The sequence below is a fragment of the Streptomyces arenae genome, from assembly GCF_022343545.1.
GTDB classification, from domain to species: Bacteria; Actinomycetota; Actinomycetes; order Streptomycetales; family Streptomycetaceae; genus Streptomyces; species Streptomyces humi.
Genome location: NZ_JAKQYH010000002.1, coordinates 89,709 through 109,676 on the forward strand (window position 1 = coordinate 89,709; position 19,968 = coordinate 109,676).

Consider the following 19,968-nt stretch of genomic DNA (forward strand, 5'->3'; position numbering starts at 1 on the left):
CCTACCTACGGCCGACGCCGCTCGAGGCGTTTTTCTGCCCCTGAAGCCGGTGATCGGCCTGCTCCCGCTCGGCCTGCCCCCGGCGTGACGGGCGTGGCGTTGCTCCGGCAGAGCTCGCCGAACGCTGCGGCACCGCGGCGACCGCCTCCTGGGCCGCCTCCATGGCACTGGCCAGCAGATCATCAGGGATCTGCGCCCCCCGCGCCTGAGCCGTGGTCCGCAGCGCCGCTAGGAAGGCCTCGGCGGTCAGCCCGGACTGCGGGGAAGCCGGTGATCCCCCGGCGGGTGCCGCTCCGGCGACCTTGTCGGCGGTGACCCGCGAGTTCTCTGCGATCGTTTGCAAGACGCCCGCGGCCCTTTCCTCGGCCGGGCTGGTCGCGGCAGCCTTCGCGAAGTCGGCGCGGTCCTGCATCCGTTGAGCCTGTGCTGCGAAGGTGTTCGCGGTGACCGCCGACTTGTTGGCCTTTGTGGGGGACGGCTGGCGTCGTCGTCCGGCGGCTGCCTGCTCGATCTTCGACGGACCGTCGGCCGGCGTCGGCCGACGCCGACGCGGCAGTTCCGGCCCCGTAGCGGCCTCCTGTTCTCCTGTCTGCGTCTGCCCGCCGGCAGGCGCATCCGACGCCGAGGCAGGCATCGTCCACCTGAGCGCCCAGTCCCTGTTCGCCCCGCCTTGCACGTAGACGAAGCCCTCGCCCGCCAGGTGCTGCGGTACCTCGTTGCCTCGGCCTTGTAGGAAGAGGTCGACGGACTCGTTCGCCCGGCGGCCGGCGTCCGTCCTGTTGCCCGGGCGCGCGCTCTCGTGGTTGAGCAGGCTCATCAAGTCCCGGCGGGACAGTCCGCGGTCGGGTTGGACGTCGCGTCGTACGGCGGTCCTGACTTCGTCGAACCAGGCCGGGGTGAGTGGTTCGCTGGCTGGCTGCCATCGGGGCGCGGGAGTGACGGGCGCCGGACTCTCGTCCAGGAGGCTCTCTGCGTCGCCGGGCGTGACCAGAACGTCCCGGACGCCTCCCTCCCCCTGGGGCCCGACGATGCCGAGTTCCTCCATGCGCGTCAGCAGGGCGTCGGCGTCGGCTGCCGGGATGCCGTGGTCGTAGCTCAGGTCCAGCGCCAGGGTGTACTCCTTCGCTGCCACCTGGAGCACGATCGCCCGGAACCGGTCCGGCTCTTGTGCCAGGCTCTCGCCCGCCGGAGCGGGCTCGGCTTCGGCTATGAAGGGTCCTCCCGGCGCGGTCTCTTCGCCCGCTGCGGGCGTCTCCTCGGCCGCCTCGCCGACGGCGGATTCGTAGGTGCCCAGTGGAGTGCTCACGTCCTCGGGCAGGTGACCGTGGAGGTGGGCGATGTGGTCTTCGGCAGCGTGGCGCAGGACGCGCAGCAGGTTCCACCGCAGACCGCTCTCGCCGCCGTTCGCTGCCAGCCGGTTGATCAGTGCCTGTGCCCCGGACGAGATGATCTCCAGGGTGCGGACCCACAACGCCCGCCCGGTGCCCAGGGTTTGGCGGTCGGCCATGAAGCGGCCCACGCCGAGCCAGCCGTTGTTGACGGCTTCGCGTACTGCGGACCACACGGATGCGATCCGGCGCCACGCCGGATGCTGTGTCAGGGGCCCGAGCCGCTCCGAGACGGCACCGTAGATACCGCGGATCGACTCGACACTGTTCGACAGCATCGCGCGCATACGCCCCTGGTCGGCGCCGCCCGTGCTGTTGCCCGCATCCCGGCGGCGGGCGGCGAGCGTCTCGGTGAACCAGTGCCAGGCGCGGCCTAGCTGGTCGGAAAGGTCGATACGCTGGCCGGCGGGCAGCAGCCCGGTCAACCGGTCCGCGCGGGTCGCGGCGGCCCGATGGAGTCCCCATACCGCCCGCCAGCCACGCGAGTCACGCTGGCCCGACCGTTCCAGGCGCCGCGCCAGGTGCATCGCCCCATGGGAGATGGCCCGGGCCGTACGGGCTTCGATCGTCCGGTTGATGCCGTACGCGCGGATGTCGCGCAGCGTCGTCTCGGCGTAGGTCAGCAATGCCTCCCGCACGGCTCCACGGAGTTGCTGCCCTGCCTGGCCGATCGAGCGGATCATCGTCCATTCAGGGGTGCCCCAGTAGGCGCCTGCCTCGGACGCGGCGTTGCCCATCGCCGCTTCGAGGGCATTGGCGTCACCGGCCTCGACCGCTGCGTCCTCGGCCGCCGGCAGGATCGGGTCGGCGTCGATGCTGGTGAGGATCTGGGACAGTGCCTGCCGAGTGGCGGCGTACTGTTCCCGCAGCCGCTGTTCGTCCTCGGCGCTGAATCGGGGCCGGGCCGTGAGCGTTTGTGTCTCCGCCGGGGCTTCTGCGCCGCGCAAGAGGGCGACGATATCCTCGAAGTGCCAGTCGAAGTCGTCCTGCCCCGGAACTTCCGGTTTCCCGGTGACTGCTTCGGCCGCAGCCATGCGTTCCTCCTCGATCAGGGCCTCGTACTCCCGGTCCACTTCCATCGCGGCCAGTTCTTCGGCGGAAACCGGCTCGTCTTGGTCATCGGTGCGGCGACGAACGCCTTCTTCCGGGTCCGGCTCCCACTCCGCGCTGCTGTAGACGACCCCGCCCACGACCAGGTCATCGCCGATGACGTCCCTGAAGAAGTCGAAGTCGTCGGCGACCGGATCGGTCGGCGCAGATGTCTGCGCTTCCTGAGGCGCGGGAGTCGGTGCGGACTCCGGGGTGCTCTCCTCCTGCTCCGTCGGCAGCTCGGCGACCACGGTGGTCGACTCCGGCTCGGCCGGATCGGACGAAGCCGGTTCCGGTCCCGTGCTTGTGGTGGCGGCATCGGCCTCCCGGAGCGGTGCCGGTTCCACGTTCGGCGGTTCCTGACCAAGTTCTTGTGCTTGCTTCGGCGCGGTTTCAGGGCCCTTGGGAGCGTTGGAGCGTTCGGCCAGACGCGTCTCCTTGAAGCGGGAGAGCAGCCGAGCCCCGCCGTGTTCGCTGTCGAGCAGGACCTGCACGTCCGGGGTCGCTTCCAGACGGCCCAACTGTTCTTGTGCCTGGGTGTACACCGCGAGGAGCAGCCGTCGATCGTCCTCGGACGCGAACGCCGTACGTGTCGCCAGCGAGCGCCCCGCTTCGGCGACGGTCGCGTGCAGGGCCCGGCAGGCGCTGAGTAGATCGTCTGCCGAGGAGTGGGGGGTGTCGGCTGCGAGGATCGCGCCGCGGAAGGCCGTCTGGACACGAGCCGCTTCGTTGGCGTCCCTGACCCCGGTTTCTTCCTGCAGTTCCCGGGCTTCGGACAGCAGCAGCCGGCCCGTGGCCGAGTTGGCCCAGGCGTCGTAGGCGCTTTCCGTGGCCCACAGATCGTCCAGGAATTCGTTCTGGTTCTCGTACGGCAGGTGCGGGGGCACGGTGGTGGCATCGGGTGCCGGGCCGGTGGCCTCGGCCGCCACGGGAACGGCGGGCTGGTGCTTGTCGGCGCGGGGAGCCTCGTCGGGCGCGATGGCGGAGTCCGGCGTGGTGGTGGGTGATCCGGCGGCGGGGGGCGCCTCCTCCTGCACGGGCTCCGCCACCACGAGCGCGTCGCGGGCCGTCGCAGAGGTAGCGGGCGCGGGGGCGAGCGGGTGTGGTGCGTCTGCGGGCAGGTCGACGAGCCCGGCCAGCGACTGCGGAAGAAGAAGGGGCTCGACATGGTCGTCCGGGTAGCCGCCGGTCTCCCACGTGTACGAACGCAGATCGCCCGGCCCGACGACGAGGTTTCCGACGACGAACACTTCGGTGTCTGGGCTCACGACGGGACGCTCTCGCACGATGAACGGCAGCCGCTCCTCGGACACGCCGGTGATGCAGTCACCCGGTGTGAGCTCACGGAGGCGGCAGGCGCCTTTGAACCGGTCAGGCAGTACGGCCCGGAGCGCGGTCACCCGCTCCAACGTGGCGATGTCGGCGAACGAGGCCTCCATGCCGCCGAAGTCGATCGGCAGCATCTGCCCCTGGTCCCAGTTTTCGGCGGCCCCGATCCGTGCGACTCGTTCGTCCGCAGTACCCGTGAGGTGAGCTTCGAGGGCTTCCTTGATCACGGTCGCCCTGGTGGCGACGCTGATGCGCCAGAGCTCGTTGTCGGCTGCCTTCCAGCGGCCCGACTCACCGATGACCTCGAAACCCTGCTCGCTGCGGGACATGGCGTTCCTGGTCCGCCATGCTGCCGCGAGCAGTTGACGCCGTTCCGGCGGCAGGGCCGGACGGAGCCACGCAAGGACCTTGGCCATGGTCAACCGTCCGGCGCGGACTGTCGTCACGGCGTCGCCAGAGGTCTTGACCTCGATCTCGATGGCGCCGCTTCGGGAGTAGACACTGCCGAACTCGTTGCCTGCCTCGTTGTAACCAGGCTCCGACGGCAGTCCGAACCAGCCCTCATACAGTTGTGGCGTAGCCCTCCTCTTCTGGTCCATTTCGAAGATCAGTTTTCCGAAGTCCCACGGGCTGATCTTGCCCAGCGCCTCGGCGATATCCCGGTCACCCAGCGGCTCGGGTGCGTGCTCCTCCTGCTCGGCGGGGGCCGGAGGCTCGCCGGTGTTCTCGGCGGCCTCGGTGACAGATGCCGGGGCGTCCTCGGTCTGGGGCTCCGCAGCCGGCTGCGCCTCGTGAGTGGCGATGAGGGCGCGCAGGCGGGCGTACTGCTCGGTGACCGTCGAGTTGGACAACTCGGCCATGCGTTCGCGGGCCCGGTCCACCTGGACCTTGACCGGGGCCAGAGCCGCGTCGACGTTCGGCCACACCTGCTGGCCGTCGGGGCTGTACGAGGTTCCGGCGAGCCCCATGACCTGTTCCAGGGCATCCCGCGCGACGGCGGCCCTGGCCTTGCGGCTGCGCGCCGCGCGCTCGATGTCGTCCACGGCCTCCAGGCAGAGGATCAGGGCCTGGCGCACCAGCGGGTCGGTGAGTTCCGGCAGACGGTGCGCTTCAGCGAGCTGGGCGTCGAGTTCGGTCAGCTGGTCCGGGTTGCTGGCGCGGGCCTGGATCAGGGTCTCGAAGCTGTTGAAGGCCTCAACTGCGAGCTGGTCGATCTGGGCGCGCAGTTGTTCCGCAGCCTGGGTCACCAGGGTGTTCAGGGCGGAGTCGGGCTGCGCGAGTTCGTTCTGGGTGTGCCGGAGGTTCTCCTCGAACTGGGCCCAGGGGTTGTCCTGTTCCCAGATGTCGCGGACCTGGTTGTCGCCGAGAGCCTCACGCAGTTCACGGGCGAGGTTGGGGATCTCGTTCTTCTGTCCACGGCGGATTCCTGCTGTACCGCGCTTTTTGATCTTTTGGTCGTCCCAGGGCAAGGGCGCGATGCCCGCTTCGGCGTCCTGTGCGGCAGGGTCGGTCGTCTGCTCGTCGGCGGGCAGATCGTCTGCCTGGCCGGCGAACATGGACGGCTGGTCGGCGCCGTTGAGTGGTTCGCCGGCATCCTCCCAGATGGGGGCGGCTAGCTCGGGCTGCCACTCAGGGCCGGGTTCCGTCTCCTCGGGCCGTGCCGTGTCCCACGTCGCGGCTTCGCTGTCGTCGGTCGGCTCAGGGGCGGCAGGCTCCGCGGAGGCCGCAGCGTCCTCGTGAACCGAGGCGGCGCGCTCATCGTCTGACGCCTCGCTGACCGCAGGATCCGGTTCCTCTTCGCGGACGGCGTCCGGCGTCCCGCTCTCAAGGGACGTTGCGGGCAGCGGCGGTTCAACGGCGGCAGACTCGTCAGCGGCGACGGGGGCGGGGGCTGCCTGCTCGGGTGCCGCAGTGGCAGCGACCCCGGTCGGGGAAGTGTCCGCGAGTGCGCCGATGGAGTGGATCCAGCCGAGGGAGCCGATGTCGAGTCGCTTCCTGGCCCGGGTCACCGTCACGTAGGCCAGGCGCAGCTTGTCCTGTGCGGGCAGGATGAGTTCGCCGGTTTTGGTGTCCTCCTTGGGCTGGGGGAAGTCGCTCCAGACCTGGACCTGGTCCCATTCACGGCCCTTGGACTTGTGGGCGGTGGAGACGACCAGTTCGGGGCGGGTTTCCTCGTCGCGGGCTTCCTCCGGGACCAGGTCGCGGATCATGTTGATCAGGCCCTGGGGTGTGTAGCGGTCGACGAGCCGTACGAACGTCTGCAGGGTGCTCGCGTCCTCGTCGGACTCGGCGTACTCCTTGACCTCGTTCCAGTTCTCGAAGGCCGACAACTCAGGGTGCTTGGTGCGGCGGCCCTGCTGCAGATCTCGGGCAGCCCGGGCGATGTCTTCGATGTCCCGGCCGCCGCCGACGAGCGCCACGCGCTTGCCGGCCTCGAATCCCGCGAAGACGGCGGAGATGGCGCCAACGTTGCTGTAGGTCAGGATCGCATCGGGCTCTTCGACGGTGCCCAGGACGGTGTCGAGGGTGGGTGCGCCTTCCAGCCGGAGGTCGGATTCGAGGAGGGCGAGGTAGGCGTTGCCCACCTCGGCGACGGCGGGGCCGAACCGCCAACTCTGTGTCAAGGGCAGGACGACGTCGGCCGGCCAGTCCCGCAGGGCATCGACGGCTCCGCGGAATTCGTAGATCGCTTGATTGCTGTCGCCGACGACGATGATCTGGGCGTCCTGGTCCTGGATCACCTTCTTCAGCACGGGATTGATGTCCTGGGCCTCGTCGAAGAAGATCGTGTCGAAGTTCAGGCGCGGGTCTGACAGGGCCCAGATCTTGAGATAGTCGTCGTGGTCGAAGAAGATCTTGTTGCTGTTCGGATCCGCGATGTCCGCCCAGGCCCGGCGGGCGTACCCCAGCAGCGTGCGCGCGGCGGGGACGTGCGCCCACTTCTCCCCGAGGTGCTGGCGCCCGAGTTCGGGATCAGCGCTCTGCCGATAGCGGCGGAGCGCGCCCATCACGATCTTGGCAATGTCCTCGGGCCCGACGTGCTGAAGGTTGCCGTCGCGGTCGCCGACCCGTATCTCAGCGGTGATGCCGAGCGCTGCCGCGACGTCCTTGGGACGCCGGGCCCCGCTGTTGCGCGAGCCGGCGATGGATACCTTCTGCCGGTACGGGGTGTTGCGCAGATCCTGCAGAGCGAAGGAGTGGCTGGTGCGGGCGGTGACGTTGCGACCGAACTTCTGGCCAGCTTCGTCAGCTATGGACCGGTTGAAGGCGATGTAGCCGATGCGCCGCTCCAGCATCTGCGCAGCGATCATCACCAACGTGGAGGTCTTCCCGGTGCCCGCGAGCGCCTGCACAGCAACGTGCTTGCCCTCAACGGCCGCGTCGATGATCGCCTGTTGCTGAGCGGTTGGCGGGTACTTCCCGCTGGCCACGGCCGCGACCGCGCCCTCCTGGGCGTCCCGGGCCGTGAGGAAGGCCCGGACTTCCTCCAGGACCTGCTCCTTCTGCCCGCGCATGCCGTTGTAGCGCCAACGGCCCTTCTCATACTTGAAGTTTCGATCCCGCTTCAACAGCTCACGAAGACCATCCTCCGCGGGGGCGCCCGTCGTGCCCGTGACGTAGGTACCGGTCCTGTCGCTGACGATCTTGAACCGGCTCGTCCAGGGTCCTTCGGCCGCAGTCTCCGGCTCGGGCGACGTCACGCTCTCCTCCTGTTGCTCGTCGGCCGGGGACACCGGTCCAGGTGCGGGCTCCGGCGCCGTAGCCGGTGCGGCCTTCCCCGCCTGCGCGGGGTTGCTGGGGCCGATGTGACCGATGGCGACGCGGTCTCCGAGGGCGCCGATCAGTTCCTTAAGTGGCGCGGTCCCTTGTTCGGGCTCGTCGGCCTGCGGCTGGGCATTCCGAGCGGGTGCGCCTGTCGAGGGGGCGTTCTGGGCGGCGAGCGGCAGCCGTCCCAGGGCTTGCGCATAGGGCAGCCGGACGAGTTCCTCCACCTGCTCCCAGGTCAGCCCGTCCTCAAGTGGCAGCAGCCGGGCGTTGGTTCCATGAAGCAGGTCGCGGGGGAACACCGTGTACCCCGCCTTGGAGGTGAGTGCGAGTTTGCTCTTCGGGGCGATCAGGACACCGTGCAGCACGTCGCCGTACTGCACGTCCCTCTCAGCGGCCTGAAGCAGGATCACGGCGTCGGGGACCACGCCGTTGGGATAGGTGAGGGTGGCTACGACTGCGAACTGGATCTCCGCGTCGTTCGGAGGGCCTCCGTCGTAGTAGCGGGGCAGCGCCTGAAGGTGCTCCTGGGTAAGTGGTTCGACGGCACCGCTCAACAGCTGCTGAGTGCCAGCGGGTTCGGGCCCAGCGGGGGCGACTTGCTGGGGAGTATGAGGGGTGGCATGTTCCGGGGCTGCGGTCATCGCCGCGGTGGTCGCTTCCACGGCCGGGTCCGCCTCATCCGCAGAAGCGGGGCTCTCCGTCGGCGCGAGCGTCTCCCGCGGGTGCCCGTTGCCGTCCTCTGCACCAGTCAGGGGAAGGCGCCGCACTGCCTCCACGTACGGCATTGCGACCAAGGACTCGACGTCTGCCCAGGAGATCGGGCGGGCGAGCGGCAGTACGCGGGTGTCGGGCAGGACCAGAAGGTCCGCAGGGGCCCAGCGGCCATCCGCGCTGCTGCCGACGTGATCGTTCGCTGGCAGGATCTGCGCCCCGTACACGAGGAGATCGTCGCCGTCATCCTCCACCTGCTGGAGCAGCAGGAGCGCGTCTCGAACTCGCCCATCACGGAAAGGCAGAGTCGCCAGCACGGCGAGACGGACGTCTTCACCAGGTCGGTGCCTGTCGCGGAGGGGCAGTGAATGCAGGTGCTCTTCGGTCAGGGAAGGCCCGGTGGGCGTACCGGTCGAGGCCCCACTGACCGCCTGGGCCGAGGGCTCGGCGGTATCGCTGTTGCGCGGAGCAGTGGTCTGTCGGCTCTTGCTCGTGGGAGATGGTGCCGTCATGTCGGCCGTTGTTGCGCCGGCTTGGCGTGCCACGCCTGCTTCGGCTGTCTGATCATTCGGTGCCGCGGCTAGGGCCGCGTAGTACACCTGCTCGAAGGCACCTTTCGCGTACTGCTCCTGCACTTCCTGCTGGTCATGGCGGAACCAGTCCCGGAACCTGTCACCCCCTGCGCCGGTCGCCGACAGATCGGCGCTGCCGAGCCAGGCCATGAACAACTCACGGGCTTCCTCGCGTGGGCGCCCGTCGGCCAGCAGTGCCCGGAGATGGTCATCGGCGAGGGCGACCCGTACGGCGCGCTTCTGGGCGTCGTCGCGCATCCCATCGGCCCAGCGTGCGCTCTCGGCCTGAAACTCGGCACGCTTGCGCTCGCGGTCGTTCTCGTCGGTAGCGGGCGAAGCCGCCGCCTGTTCATCGGGCACGGGCGGGCCGGGCTCCTGCGGCACGGGCGCCACGGGTTGCGCTCGCAGTTCCCGGTGTGAACGGGGGCATGCCAGATCGAGGATCTGTTGGCGTCCGTCCTCCTTGAGGTAGGTCCACAGCAGGTGTTCCGAGCCGCCGTCCGTGATCAGTTCGTCGGCGGCGGTGGCGAAGACGGCGCGGAAGTCGGCCTGTTCGTTGGCGTGCGCGGCCTGGACCAGGGCAGGGTTCTCGCTCGCCACGTTCACCAGCCACGCCGCGACGTCCTCGTGGTCGGGGGCCATGGAGTCGCGCAGCAGATCGCGGACCGTTTGCTGGATCACCACGCGCGCGGCGGGAGCGGTCCAAGCCAGTGCTACCGGGCTGTCGGGCAAGTGCTCGCTGAGCCAGGCGTCGACCTCCTCGTCGGATACGAGTGATTCGGCAAGCCTTGCCGGCCGCTGCAGGAGGGGCAGCGCGGCATGTGCGGGCAGGGTCAGGCCCGGTATGTCGGCGCCGCGCAGGTCGGGAACCTCTTGGGCGGCGCCGGTGCGTTCTGCGGGGATGGCGACGTTGACCAGCAGGTGTCCCGCGGCGCTCCTGGCTGCCACGGTGATCTCGATGCGCCGCTGCTGCACCTTTGCCGGCTCGTTCCCAGCCATCTGGCCAGTCGGCACGGAGGCCTGCTCGTCCTCACGCACGTCGGGGTGACGGGGGCTGTCTGGGGTGGGGGCGGTTTCTTGTCCGACCGGTTCCGGGTGTTCGCTCTCGGTCGGTGCTGCCGGGAGGGCAGGAGTCCCGAAGATCTCCTGCCAGTCGTTTCCGTGCTGGGCGGTCGCGGTGATGCGCGAGGCCAACTGCACGGCGAACTTGTTCATCTTGCGGAAGTGGCCCATCGCCTTGGGGGCCCTGTAGCGCTCCTCCTCCAGATTCCGGGCGAGGACCAGCACGGTGCGGGCGAGCTTGGTGCAGCGCTCGACCACGGTGTCGGCCGGATGCGTGAATGGATCACTCACGCGTCCCACGGGCCCGTCGCACAGCTCCTCCATGGCCAGCCAGACCGCTTGACCGTCCGGGCGGGTCTGCACTCCTTGGTCGGTGATGCCCCGTCCGATCAGACGTCGGCCCGCCGGGGTGTCTTTCAGTCCCGACAGCGCGCCGTACATCTCCCAGAAGTCGTTCTGGGCATCCTCTTTCGACGTGTACGGCTCCCCCACGGGGATGACGATCTCGGTGGCCGAGTCCTGCTCGGGTTCCTCGACCATGCGGAACGGGCGTCCCATGCGGGTCAGCTCGCCGGTGAGATTCCGTACATGAAGGTCCCGCGTGGGGCGGCTCATGTTCCGCTTCAGGTACCAGAATCCCTGGTTGCGGCTCCACCGGAACTTGTGGCGGTCCAGAGCAGCACGGATAGGCGCGTCGGAGTCCTCGCTGGTGGTGCCGCGGACCACGGTGCCTCGGTAGTGGTGCTCGATCTTCAGAACGGTGCCGGTGGACGGCTGGGTCTGTTGCGGCTCGGGAACGGAGCTGTTTTCGGCTTCGAGCCGCTGACGGCGCTGGGCAACGCCTGCCTGCACTGCGGCCACCGTCTCCGGGCGTGCGGTGGAGGCCCGGCAGGCAACCGCGTGTTCGTAGGAGCGGCGGACGAGGTCGCCCAGCCGCTTGGCGTCGTCGGGATGCCGGTAGAAGCTGGCGGGCAGGCTCAGCACCAGGTCGTACGCTGCGTGCGCCATCGCCGTCACGTGCCGGTTGACCTCGTCCAGGCTCTCGGAGGCTAGCGGGACGAAATCGGCGGCATACCGGGTGTCCCCGGCAGCGTCGAGGGCCTGGCGGGCGCCGGATGCGTCTGGCCTGATGTCGAGTAGCGCCTTGGCGGTATCGGTCGCCATCCACCAGTTCCACGCGGACTCCGCCTTGTTGGCGCCGCCGACGAAGTCATCGGCCGCCTCGTACGGAATCTCCTCCATGCCCAGCTCGTGGGCCGCGAGGCGCTGGTGGTGCTGGAATGCCTTGCGCGCGAGATCGCGCAGCGCGTACCGGCTGACTCCGTCTCCGGCGGCCTCGGCCTCCTGCGCGGCGCCGAGGGCATGGGAAGTGACCTCCATCCAGTCAGTCAGGGCTGAGGCGACCGTGTCGTGTGGCCGACGCAGCATGAGCATGGCTCCGCGCAGCCGGTCCGAGGACGGCCCGCCGTGGTCGTCATAGGCGTGCGGCCACTTCGGGAAGCTGTCGAAGATGTCAGACAGAGCCCGCCCGATCTCGGCGCTGTCCTGGTACCAGGGAGCTGTCAGCCGGAGTGGGTCGGGGTGGTCGAGGACGGAGGTGTGATCCTCGTCGAGGTCGGCCGCGTCCAGGAGCATCTCGGCGAGGTCGTTTGGTCGCGCCTGCATGCGCGCCAGGTGGCGCTCCGTGTACTGGACGGCCTTCTGGGCGGCCGTGCGCACGTCGTGTCGGGGGTCGTCCGCGAGCTGTACGGCGGTCCCGGCGAGGCGGTCGTAGATGCTGAACACGTCGGAGGGCGTGCGCGGTTCACTCTCGATGACCCCGGCGGCTGCCGCGTCGGCATCCTGGTGCGCCGGGCTCGGGGGGTCGCTCTCCTGTCGCGCGAGGGCCCGCCGGAGCTGCTCGGCGGCCATACCGACGTAGCGGCGTCCACCAACCAGTTCCGCGGGGTCCGCGTAGCCTTCGAGGACGATCGCGAGGTTCGCCACCTGGGGCAGTGCCGAGCCGAAGCCCTCTGCCCTGGTGCCCGCCGCGTTCGCAGGAGGGGCGGAGGCTGTGGCTATTGGAGTCTCAGCCTGCGCATCGGTTGTCCCATCCGGCTCCGGTGAGGGGACGTCGCTCGTCGCCGGTTGCGGTGCTGGTGTGGGCGTCGTGGCGGACGGCGGGGCGGGGGTGGCCGGTTGTGCCGTGGCGAGCTGAACAGAGAACCGGAAATCGTCGGGGCCGGAGACCACGAGTCCGTCTTCGGTCTCTTCCAGGTCCGTGCCGTCGGCGGAGAGTTGCGCCAGGCCTGCCGCGAGGTCACGGCCGCTGACCGGGCCGGCGCGCAGGCCCCGGGGACCGGCGACGGTGTATTGGTCCCACGGGAGGATGCCGGGGATGAATTCCACGGCGTCTTCGTCGAGCGTGAGGGGTTCCGGGGAGCGGACCCACTGCTGGTAGGCGTCGCTGCTGCGGTCCTCCACGGTGCTGCGGTGCCGGGACGCGTGGTCGCGCAGGGCCGTGTAGATCGCCCAGTTCCCCTCGGTGCTCCGTCCGTCTTCCCGCTCCCACTGTTCGACCACGGAACGGCATTGGTCGGCCAAGCGCAGCAGGTGCGCCCAATCAGTTGGCAGCTCCACGCCGAGCAGGCGGGCGATCCGGCCCTTGCGGCTGGAGGTCATCGCGGTCTCGGCCGCCGCCATCAGGCCTTCTGCCCGCTCACCTGTGGCCAGGCGCCCGGCATGGTCGGACGCCCATCGTCGGTAGGCGGTCAGTGCCGCTTGCTCCGCGGTCCAGGACTCGGAGCGGTCTGTATAGGCGGTGTTCGGTACGTGCCCGGGTCGCTGGGTGGTCGCGTGTGGTGTCGTCGCTGGGGCAGGCTCCGGTTCGGCTGCGGAGCCTGGGTGTTCCTGTGCTGTCCGGGCGGTGTCTGCCGTGGGCGGGCTGTCCTGACGGTGATCTCCTGCGGCGGGCGGGCTCGCGGCTGGCGTGCCTGCTGACGCGGAGGCCGCGTCACCTGGTGCCTGTTCCGGTGCGCGGGCGCGCGACGGAGGTGGGACATCGGCCAGTTCGGCGTCGGCTGCGGCTTCGTGCTGTGTTCGGGGTCCCGGCTGGGGACGGTCGGCCGTGTCCGGGTGGGCCCATGGCGCGATCTCGTAGAAGTGCACCCGCATCGCCTGTCGGAAGGCGGTTTCGTCGCCGTCACCTGCGAGGGCGGCTTTCAACGACGTGGCCCGGCTCCCGAGTTGGTCGGTCAGCCAGGCATCGAACAGGTCACCGGCCTGGCTGCCGTTGCCACGAAGAGCACGTTGGGCGTCCTGAAGGAGTTGGTCGATGGCCGCCTCGTACGCCTGGGCGACGCTGGCAGGAAGCTCCTCGGTGAGCGGTGTGACCTTCACCGACCCCATCGGGCCAGTGATCACGACGGTGCCGGTGGCGTCCGGTTCGATCGCGACGTCCGACCCGTCATGGCCGAGCTGTTGCACGATGTCGTTGAGGAATGTGCCGCGGGAGTCGCTGAGGGTTCCGCCGAGCATGGTGTGCTGGTACCAGCGGTCCGGATCGAAAGGTCGGCCTGTGTCGGGGGGAGGGGCGCCGGGGACCGGTTGACGTGAGGGGGAAGGATGCGCTGGAGCTGTGGTCGGCTGTACGGAGCGCTGGCGGCCTTCCAGTGGTGCAACGTAAGTGATGTGCTCGCGGGCGGAGCGGGCTACCTGCTCGGTGAGGTTTTTCATCGCGCGCCCGGTCGCGTTGGGCTTGAAGCGTGGGGAGTCCAGGTGGGACAGGAAGTCCTCGCAGGCGCGAGCAAGGCCATGGAAGAGATCCAGAGCCCACGGATCGCCGCCGGGCACAGGGGTCTCGTCGGCGGACTCCCGCGCATGATGCAAGGCCTCAGCCAGCGCAAGCCCGGCCTGCTCCATGTGACCGGCCAGTTCCTGGGCGCCGCCGGACATCCCGTCAACGACGTCCAAGTTCTGCCAGGCGGCGAAGTCCGCCAAGACGGCGTCTTCACCCGCAACGGCGGCAGCCTCATCCGGGTACGGCCACGGGGCCGAGGCCACGGGGCCAGGTTCTCCGCCCGCGCCGACCGCAGCGCGCCCCGTCGTCGGACGGGCATCCGAGCCGACGGGCGCGGCATCTGGTATAGCCCGGGTACGCGTGCCGTCGGCCAACGCTTCCAGGAATCCGCGAGTGGTCTCGCTCAGGTCGTCGGGCGTGAGGGTTACCGGATCGACCTCCACCCAGCCGTCGGCGGAGCCACCAGCCATGACCATGGCGTCGTGGACCGCTGCGTCGACCAGGTCGGCGCCTGCTTCGGTGACCGCCGCGTCGTGGACTTCTGGCTCGCTCGTTTCCGCGGCTCCCTGCACGCCGAGGGCTTTGGTCAGCTTGCGGTGCTGGGCTTCGATCTTGTCGAGTTCGGCTTGCTGCGGGAAGGGCTTGCCGACCAGGGCTTTGGCCCGCTCGATGTTCGCCTCGATCCGGGCGATGTGCTGCTCTGCCTTGGCGTGAACGGTCTCCAAGCCGTCCAGGGCGTTCTCCAGCTTGCGGATCAGGCCGACGCGATCTTGTTTGGCCAGGCCGCTCGCCGACAGCCAGATGGTGTCGACGGGAACATTCTGGAAGTACACCCCCACGATCAGGCCCTCGAAGCTGCGCTGTACGAGGGCATGGACCGGGATGCCGCCGAGTTCCCCGACGGAGGCGTCCTGCGACTGGCCGCCGCTGTTGACCGAGACGCGGACCAGCCGTTCGAGTCGCTGGGCCAGCGCCTCGCCGGCCTCCCGGCGCTCGTCGTAGGCGCGGCCGTCGACCGTCATCGTGAAGGCGTCGCCTCGGGTGGCGGTGCGCCGCTCCATGGCGGCACGGGCCTCCTGCATGTGAGCCTTGAGGTCCTGGACGCGACGTCGCCCCTGCTCGCCGGTGACTTCGTAGGCGAATTGCTCGTCGTGCCACATCTGCTGCTCCAGGCGCAGTTTGGCGAGCATGCCTTCGACGCGCTCAAGCTGTTCCAGCTCGGGCTTGTCCGCAGCGACGGCGAACATCACACCGGCGGGGATGCGTCCGTCGTCACCATCCTCAGCGGCTTCCAGGATGCGGCTGGTGTCGTTGATGTCGAGGATGGCCTCGGCGAATGCCTGCTTGGTGGCGACCTTCTGCCACAGGAACGGGTCGTACGACTTCTTGGTGATGATCGCGGTGTGGTGGATCTCCTTGTTCTGGTTGCCCTGACGTTTGCCTCGCCCCAGGCTCTGGATGATCGGGGTGGCCTTCCAGGTGGGGTCGATCTGCATCACGTGGATGACGCGTTTTTGCAGGTTCCGGCCGGTCCCCAGGCCGGAGCGGCTGCCGACCAGCACGGCGATCCGCCCCTCGCGGGCGTCCTTGTCAAGCCGGGCCTTCTGCTGAGGGTTCTTCGCCTCTTGATCGAAGCGGATGAGGCTGCCCGGCATGCCGCGAGCGGTCAGTGCCTCGCGCAGCGCCTCGTAGAACACGAACTCCTTGTCCGGTCCGGGCACACCGAGGTCACAGAAGGCGAGTTGCAGGCTGCCGCGGTTGGGTTCCTCATTGCCGTCGTCGTCGTAGTAGACGTCGTCCTTGTGCAGCTGCCAGATACGGAACAGCTCGTCGGCGGCGACGTCGACCTTCTGGGCTTCGTCGGTGCTCTTGTTGACCAGCCGTACGTCGAGCGAGGCCAGACGCCCGTCCGTGGAAATCCACAGAGTGTTGTCCTCGACCAGCTTGCCCTTGCGGTTGTACTTCAGGTCCGGGCTGCCGAGGCGGATGCCCATCATCCGCCGGCCCAGCGACTGCATGAGCTGGCGCAGTTCCGGGGAGGCCTCGGCCTCCAGGATCCGCATCTCGCCGCCGATGATGGCGGGTTCACCGAGCTGGAGATCCCGTTTGAGTTTGACGTCGGCGATGGTGAACAACACGCGTTTGAGCTCGGTCTGGTTGACGTAACGGGCGTAACGGGCCCGGGTGGAGAAACTGTTGCCGTCTGGGCTCATCTCGACCCGGTTGACGGGCTGGATGAAGGTGGAGACGAACTGGTCGTCCTCCTCGATGCCCCACTCGTCGCGCAGCAGGTCGGGACCGAGGTATTTGATGGCGGTCAGGATCTCCATCGGGGAGTTGTCCACCGGCGTGGCGGTAGCGTGGGTCGTCACCCGGCCGCCATAGTTCTTGCGCAGGTAGGACAGTTTCATATCCATGTCTGCGGTGATCTGGTTGCCTTCGAGGGCGAGTTCGCGGATGGAGGAGATCACCCGGAGGTTTTTGAGGGTGTGCGCTTCGTCATAGAAGATGTAGGTCGAGCCGGTCCGCTCGAATTCGACGCCCGAATCGCCCGGCGTCTTGAGCTCGTCCTCGATCCGCCCCTTCAGGGTCGCGATCTGGTTCTCGATGTCCTTGACGGTGTACTTGTCGTCGCCATCAGCGTTGTCCAGGTGCGCCTCCAGGCGCTTGACTTCCCGGTTGATGTAGTCCAGGCGGGCCGGTTTGGACATCGGGATCTTCTTGAACGCGGTGTGGCTGATGATGACCGCGTCCCAGTTGCCGGTTGACCAGCGGGCGACGAACTTGTGCCGGCGTTCTCCTGTGAGGTCGGAAGAGTCGGCGACCAGGATCCGGGCCCGTGGGTAGGCCTGGAGGAACTCGCGCTGGAACTGGCCCAGAACCCCCTTGGGTACGGCGTAGACCGGCTTTTTGGCGAGGCCGAGGCGGGTCAGTTCCATCCCGCCGACGATCATTTCGAGGGTCTTCCCTGCACCGGTGCCGTGGTAGAGCCCGACGCCGTGCCTGGAGGCGCGGATCCGGGCGACCGCGGCCTTCTGGTGGGGGTGCAGTGTGTAGGCCTTGGACAGTCCTGGGGCCGTGATCTGCACGCCGTTGTAGGTCGGGGGGACGATGGCGTTGTAGCGGTCGTTGTAGTACCGCAACAGGGTCTCGGCCCGGTCGGGGTCTTCCCACAGCCACATCCGGAAGCGGTCGTCCAGCTGCTTGGACTTCGCCAGGGCGAATGCCGTCGCCTGCCGGTCCGTCACAATCTGGCCGTCGGGCGGTATTTTCCTGGTGACCAGGATTTCCTGGTTGTTGAGCAGGTTGCTGGCAAGGGCTTGGGCGGAGCGGGCCTGAGTACCCCAGACGGTGCGGGCCAGCAGGCTGCCGGTTTCTCCGCCCTTCACGCTCCAGCGGGCACCAAGGTTGCTGACCTTGATGTCGTCGTCTTCCAGGATTTCGCGCAGGAACTGCTGTACGTACTTGGCGCTGACCCAGGCGGCCCCGAGCCGACTCTGGATCTCTGCGGGTTGCAGGTCCCGGGGGATGACCTCGCGCAGGGCCTCGACGTTGACCGCGAACGCGGGGTCCTTGGCCGCGGCCTTCTCGGCCGCGGCGAGCTTGCGGCGGACGTTGCCCGAGATGTACTCCATGCGGCGCACCAGGCCGCCGGCCGGATCGTCGTAGACGAGGGTGCCCAGCGCCTCACGTGCTGCGCGTTCACTGTCCAGGCCTAGTAGGGCGGCCACGACATCGAGGCGGATCTCGTTGTACTGATCCCAGCAGATCAGCGCCGCGTCTTCCGCACTGTCCGCCCGGGTCAGCGGCTCGGGCGGGGCAACGACCCGTTTGGCGAACAGGTCGGCCTTCGCCGCGCTCTGGTGGTCCTCGTCGAACTTCTCCAGCGCGAAGACGTACGGGGCGAAAGGGTCGTTGCGGAACCCGCCCATGCGTGGGTAGGTCCGGCGCTCGGGCGCGCTGTCGTCCTGATCCGCTTCGCCGGACGGCGGGTTGTTGACCTTGAAGCGGTTGATCGGGCCGAACCGTGCCACGTACGCGTCGTAACGGCGGTTGAGTTCGGCCCGCAGCTGCGTCATGCGCGGGGTGATGAGGTGGTGCTCGGACTCCTCGTCCAGCAGGGCCACCGCGATGTCGCGCAGGCCGATCAGCTCGCGCAGCTCCCGGACCTGAGTCTTGGCGGGGACGTGCGGGACGGGCCGGCCGTTGCGGATCTCGGTGAAGGTGCCCTCGGGGCCGAGCTCCAGAAGACCGTCGTACTTCTCCAGGGTTCCGTGGAAGACCATGCGCTCGGTGAAGGTACGGCCCGATTCATGGGCGCGCTGCGCGACTTGGTCCAGGGCCGCGCCGAGAGCGGCTTCGGCCTGCGGGTTCCCTTGGACGACCAGTTTGGGGCCGTGTCGAACGATGTCGACTTTGGGTGTGCCGAGCACCATCTCCGGGTGCTGCACGAAGTAGTTGTTGATTTCGATGGGCTGGGAGGCAACGCCGGTTCGGGCTCCGGGCAAAACCGTCGGCTCAACAGTCAGCCAGTCGGCTTCTGCGGGCGTCTCGCCTTCCCCGCGACGCCGGAAGACGAGGAGGTCCATCACCACATTCGTGCCGGCAGCATCCTGGTGGGAGTTGCTGGGCAGCCGGACGGCGCCCAGGAGGTCAGCGACGGCGGCCATCTGTTCCCGGGCTTGGCGCGCCTCGTCGGTCCCGTCCAAGGTGTAGCGGGAAGTGATCAGGGCGACGATGCCGCCGGGCCGGGTGAGCGCCAGGCTTTTGAGGATGAAGTGGTTGTGGATCGAGTGGCGTCGCCCGGGGTTGTACTTGCGGTCCGTGACCTTGTACTTGCCGAACGGGACATTGCCGACGACGACGTCGAAGTCCTCCTCGGGTGGCCGAGTGTCGGCGAAGGACTCGGTGAGGATCTGCGCGTTTGGGTAGAGGGCGCGGGCGACGGCCGCGGTGATGGGGTCGACCTCGACGCCGACGATCTCGGCGTCTGTGGGGGCATCGGCGAGGAAACGCCCTGCGCCCACGCCGGGCTCCAGCACCCGCAGTGGTGTTCCGGCAGGCACCCCGAACCGTTGCAGGGCCTGCCAGACGACGCGGGCGTAGGCAKKGTCGGTGTAGTGGGCGTTCAGGGTCGAGGAGCGGGCCTTGGCGTACTCGTCGTCGGACAGGATGTCCCGCAGATGGGCGCGTTCGGCCGCGAACGTGGCGGCGAACTTCTTGCGCTCGTCGAACAGGTACGGGGTGGCGCCCCAGCCCGTCCACTGCTGGAGCATCTGCCGCTCGGCATCGGTGGCCGGCCGGTCCTCCGCCCGCAGCCGAAGCACGACGTGCACGGCCTCGATGTTCGCGGCGACCCGCTCCCGCTCCGTACGGTGCCGGGGCCGTGCTACTCCTGGTCCGGCTCCACGTCCAGGAGCACTCTCTCCCTCAGAACTTCGCCCTCCGCTGTCAAACGGGAGGTGTTCAGCCGCTGCAGGCGCTGCAGGTATCCCTCCCCATCCGGCTCCTGGCCCGCCAGGTCCCGGGCCCGGGTCTCGATCTCCGTCGAGATCTCCTCCCCGAGTTCCGTGAAGAACTCCTCCGGGTTCTCCAGCTCCCCGAACGCCTGGGGTTTGTGCTCCTTCCAGTGCGTCATCGCCTGTGCGCCGTACCGGTTCATCAACGAACTCCCCTGACTGCTCTGCACGGTTGGACCTGGTGGACGGGACCGGGTGCCCCGTCTCATCCTCTCCCGCCGCCGGGCCGTCCGGGCGTGCCGCAGCCCCTTCACGCGCCGGAGGTTCCTGGTCACCGAAGTCCAGGCCGGGCAGGAAGCCGCTGTCGTTGATCGAATTGTCGTCGGCGGGCTGCTGCGGTGTACTCAACGCCTGCTCCCAACGTCGAAAAGGCCAGTTGTGTCCAACGGGCTGCGGGTGGGCTGGGTCAGATAGGGGATGACGGCACGGTGAGATCTCGGGCGGAGGGGGCGTCGTCCGGGGAAGGAGCGGCGGGCGAGCGGATCAGCTCGCGGAGCACGACCTGTTCGGCCTCGTCCTGGACCGCAAGGAGCCTTCGGGAGCGCTGTTCACTGGTCTCACCGCCGACGGGCGTGCCCGCTAGGACCATCGCGTCCGTCACTTCCCCGGCCTGCCGCTCGGCCTTCTCCCCGAGTCGGGTGAAATACGCCAGCGGGTCCGGCAGCATCCCGTACCGGCCGGGCAGATGTTCACGCAAGTGGGCCAGGGCAGCCCGCCCGTACCTGTTCGTGATCATGTCTGGCTCCTGGCTC

Annotated in this window: 3 protein-coding genes; all 3 read right to left on the minus strand. The window is 68.7% G+C overall.

From position 1 onward, the window contains the following. Position 1 precedes the first annotated feature (1 nt). Positions 2 to 19,033, minus strand: a complete 19,032-nt coding sequence (locus tag MB828_RS00555; RefSeq protein ID WP_301646436.1) for a UvrD-helicase domain-containing protein — start codon at positions 19,031 to 19,033, stop codon at positions 2 to 4. A gap of 53 nt (positions 19,034 to 19,086) precedes the next feature. Then, on the minus strand, positions 19,087 to 19,359 hold the full coding sequence (locus tag MB828_RS00560; RefSeq protein ID WP_301646437.1) for a hypothetical protein: 273 nt from the start codon (positions 19,357 to 19,359) through the stop codon (positions 19,087 to 19,089). Between the two features lie 263 nt (positions 19,360 to 19,622). Next, positions 19,623 to 19,952, minus strand: coding sequence for a hypothetical protein (locus MB828_RS00565; protein WP_301646438.1), 330 nt, complete (start codon positions 19,950 to 19,952; stop codon positions 19,623 to 19,625). Positions 19,953 to 19,968: the final 16 nt, after the last annotated feature.

What these genes read in the sequence shown, in the direction of transcription:
- MB828_RS00560 (WP_301646437.1), bottom strand. Translation starts at nt 19,359, where the DNA reads ATGAACCGGTACGGCGCACAGGCGATGACGCACTGGAAGGAGCACAAA.
- MB828_RS00565 (WP_301646438.1), bottom strand. Translation starts at nt 19,952, where the DNA reads ATGATCACGAACAGGTACGGGCGGGCTGCCCTGGCCCACTTGCGTGAA.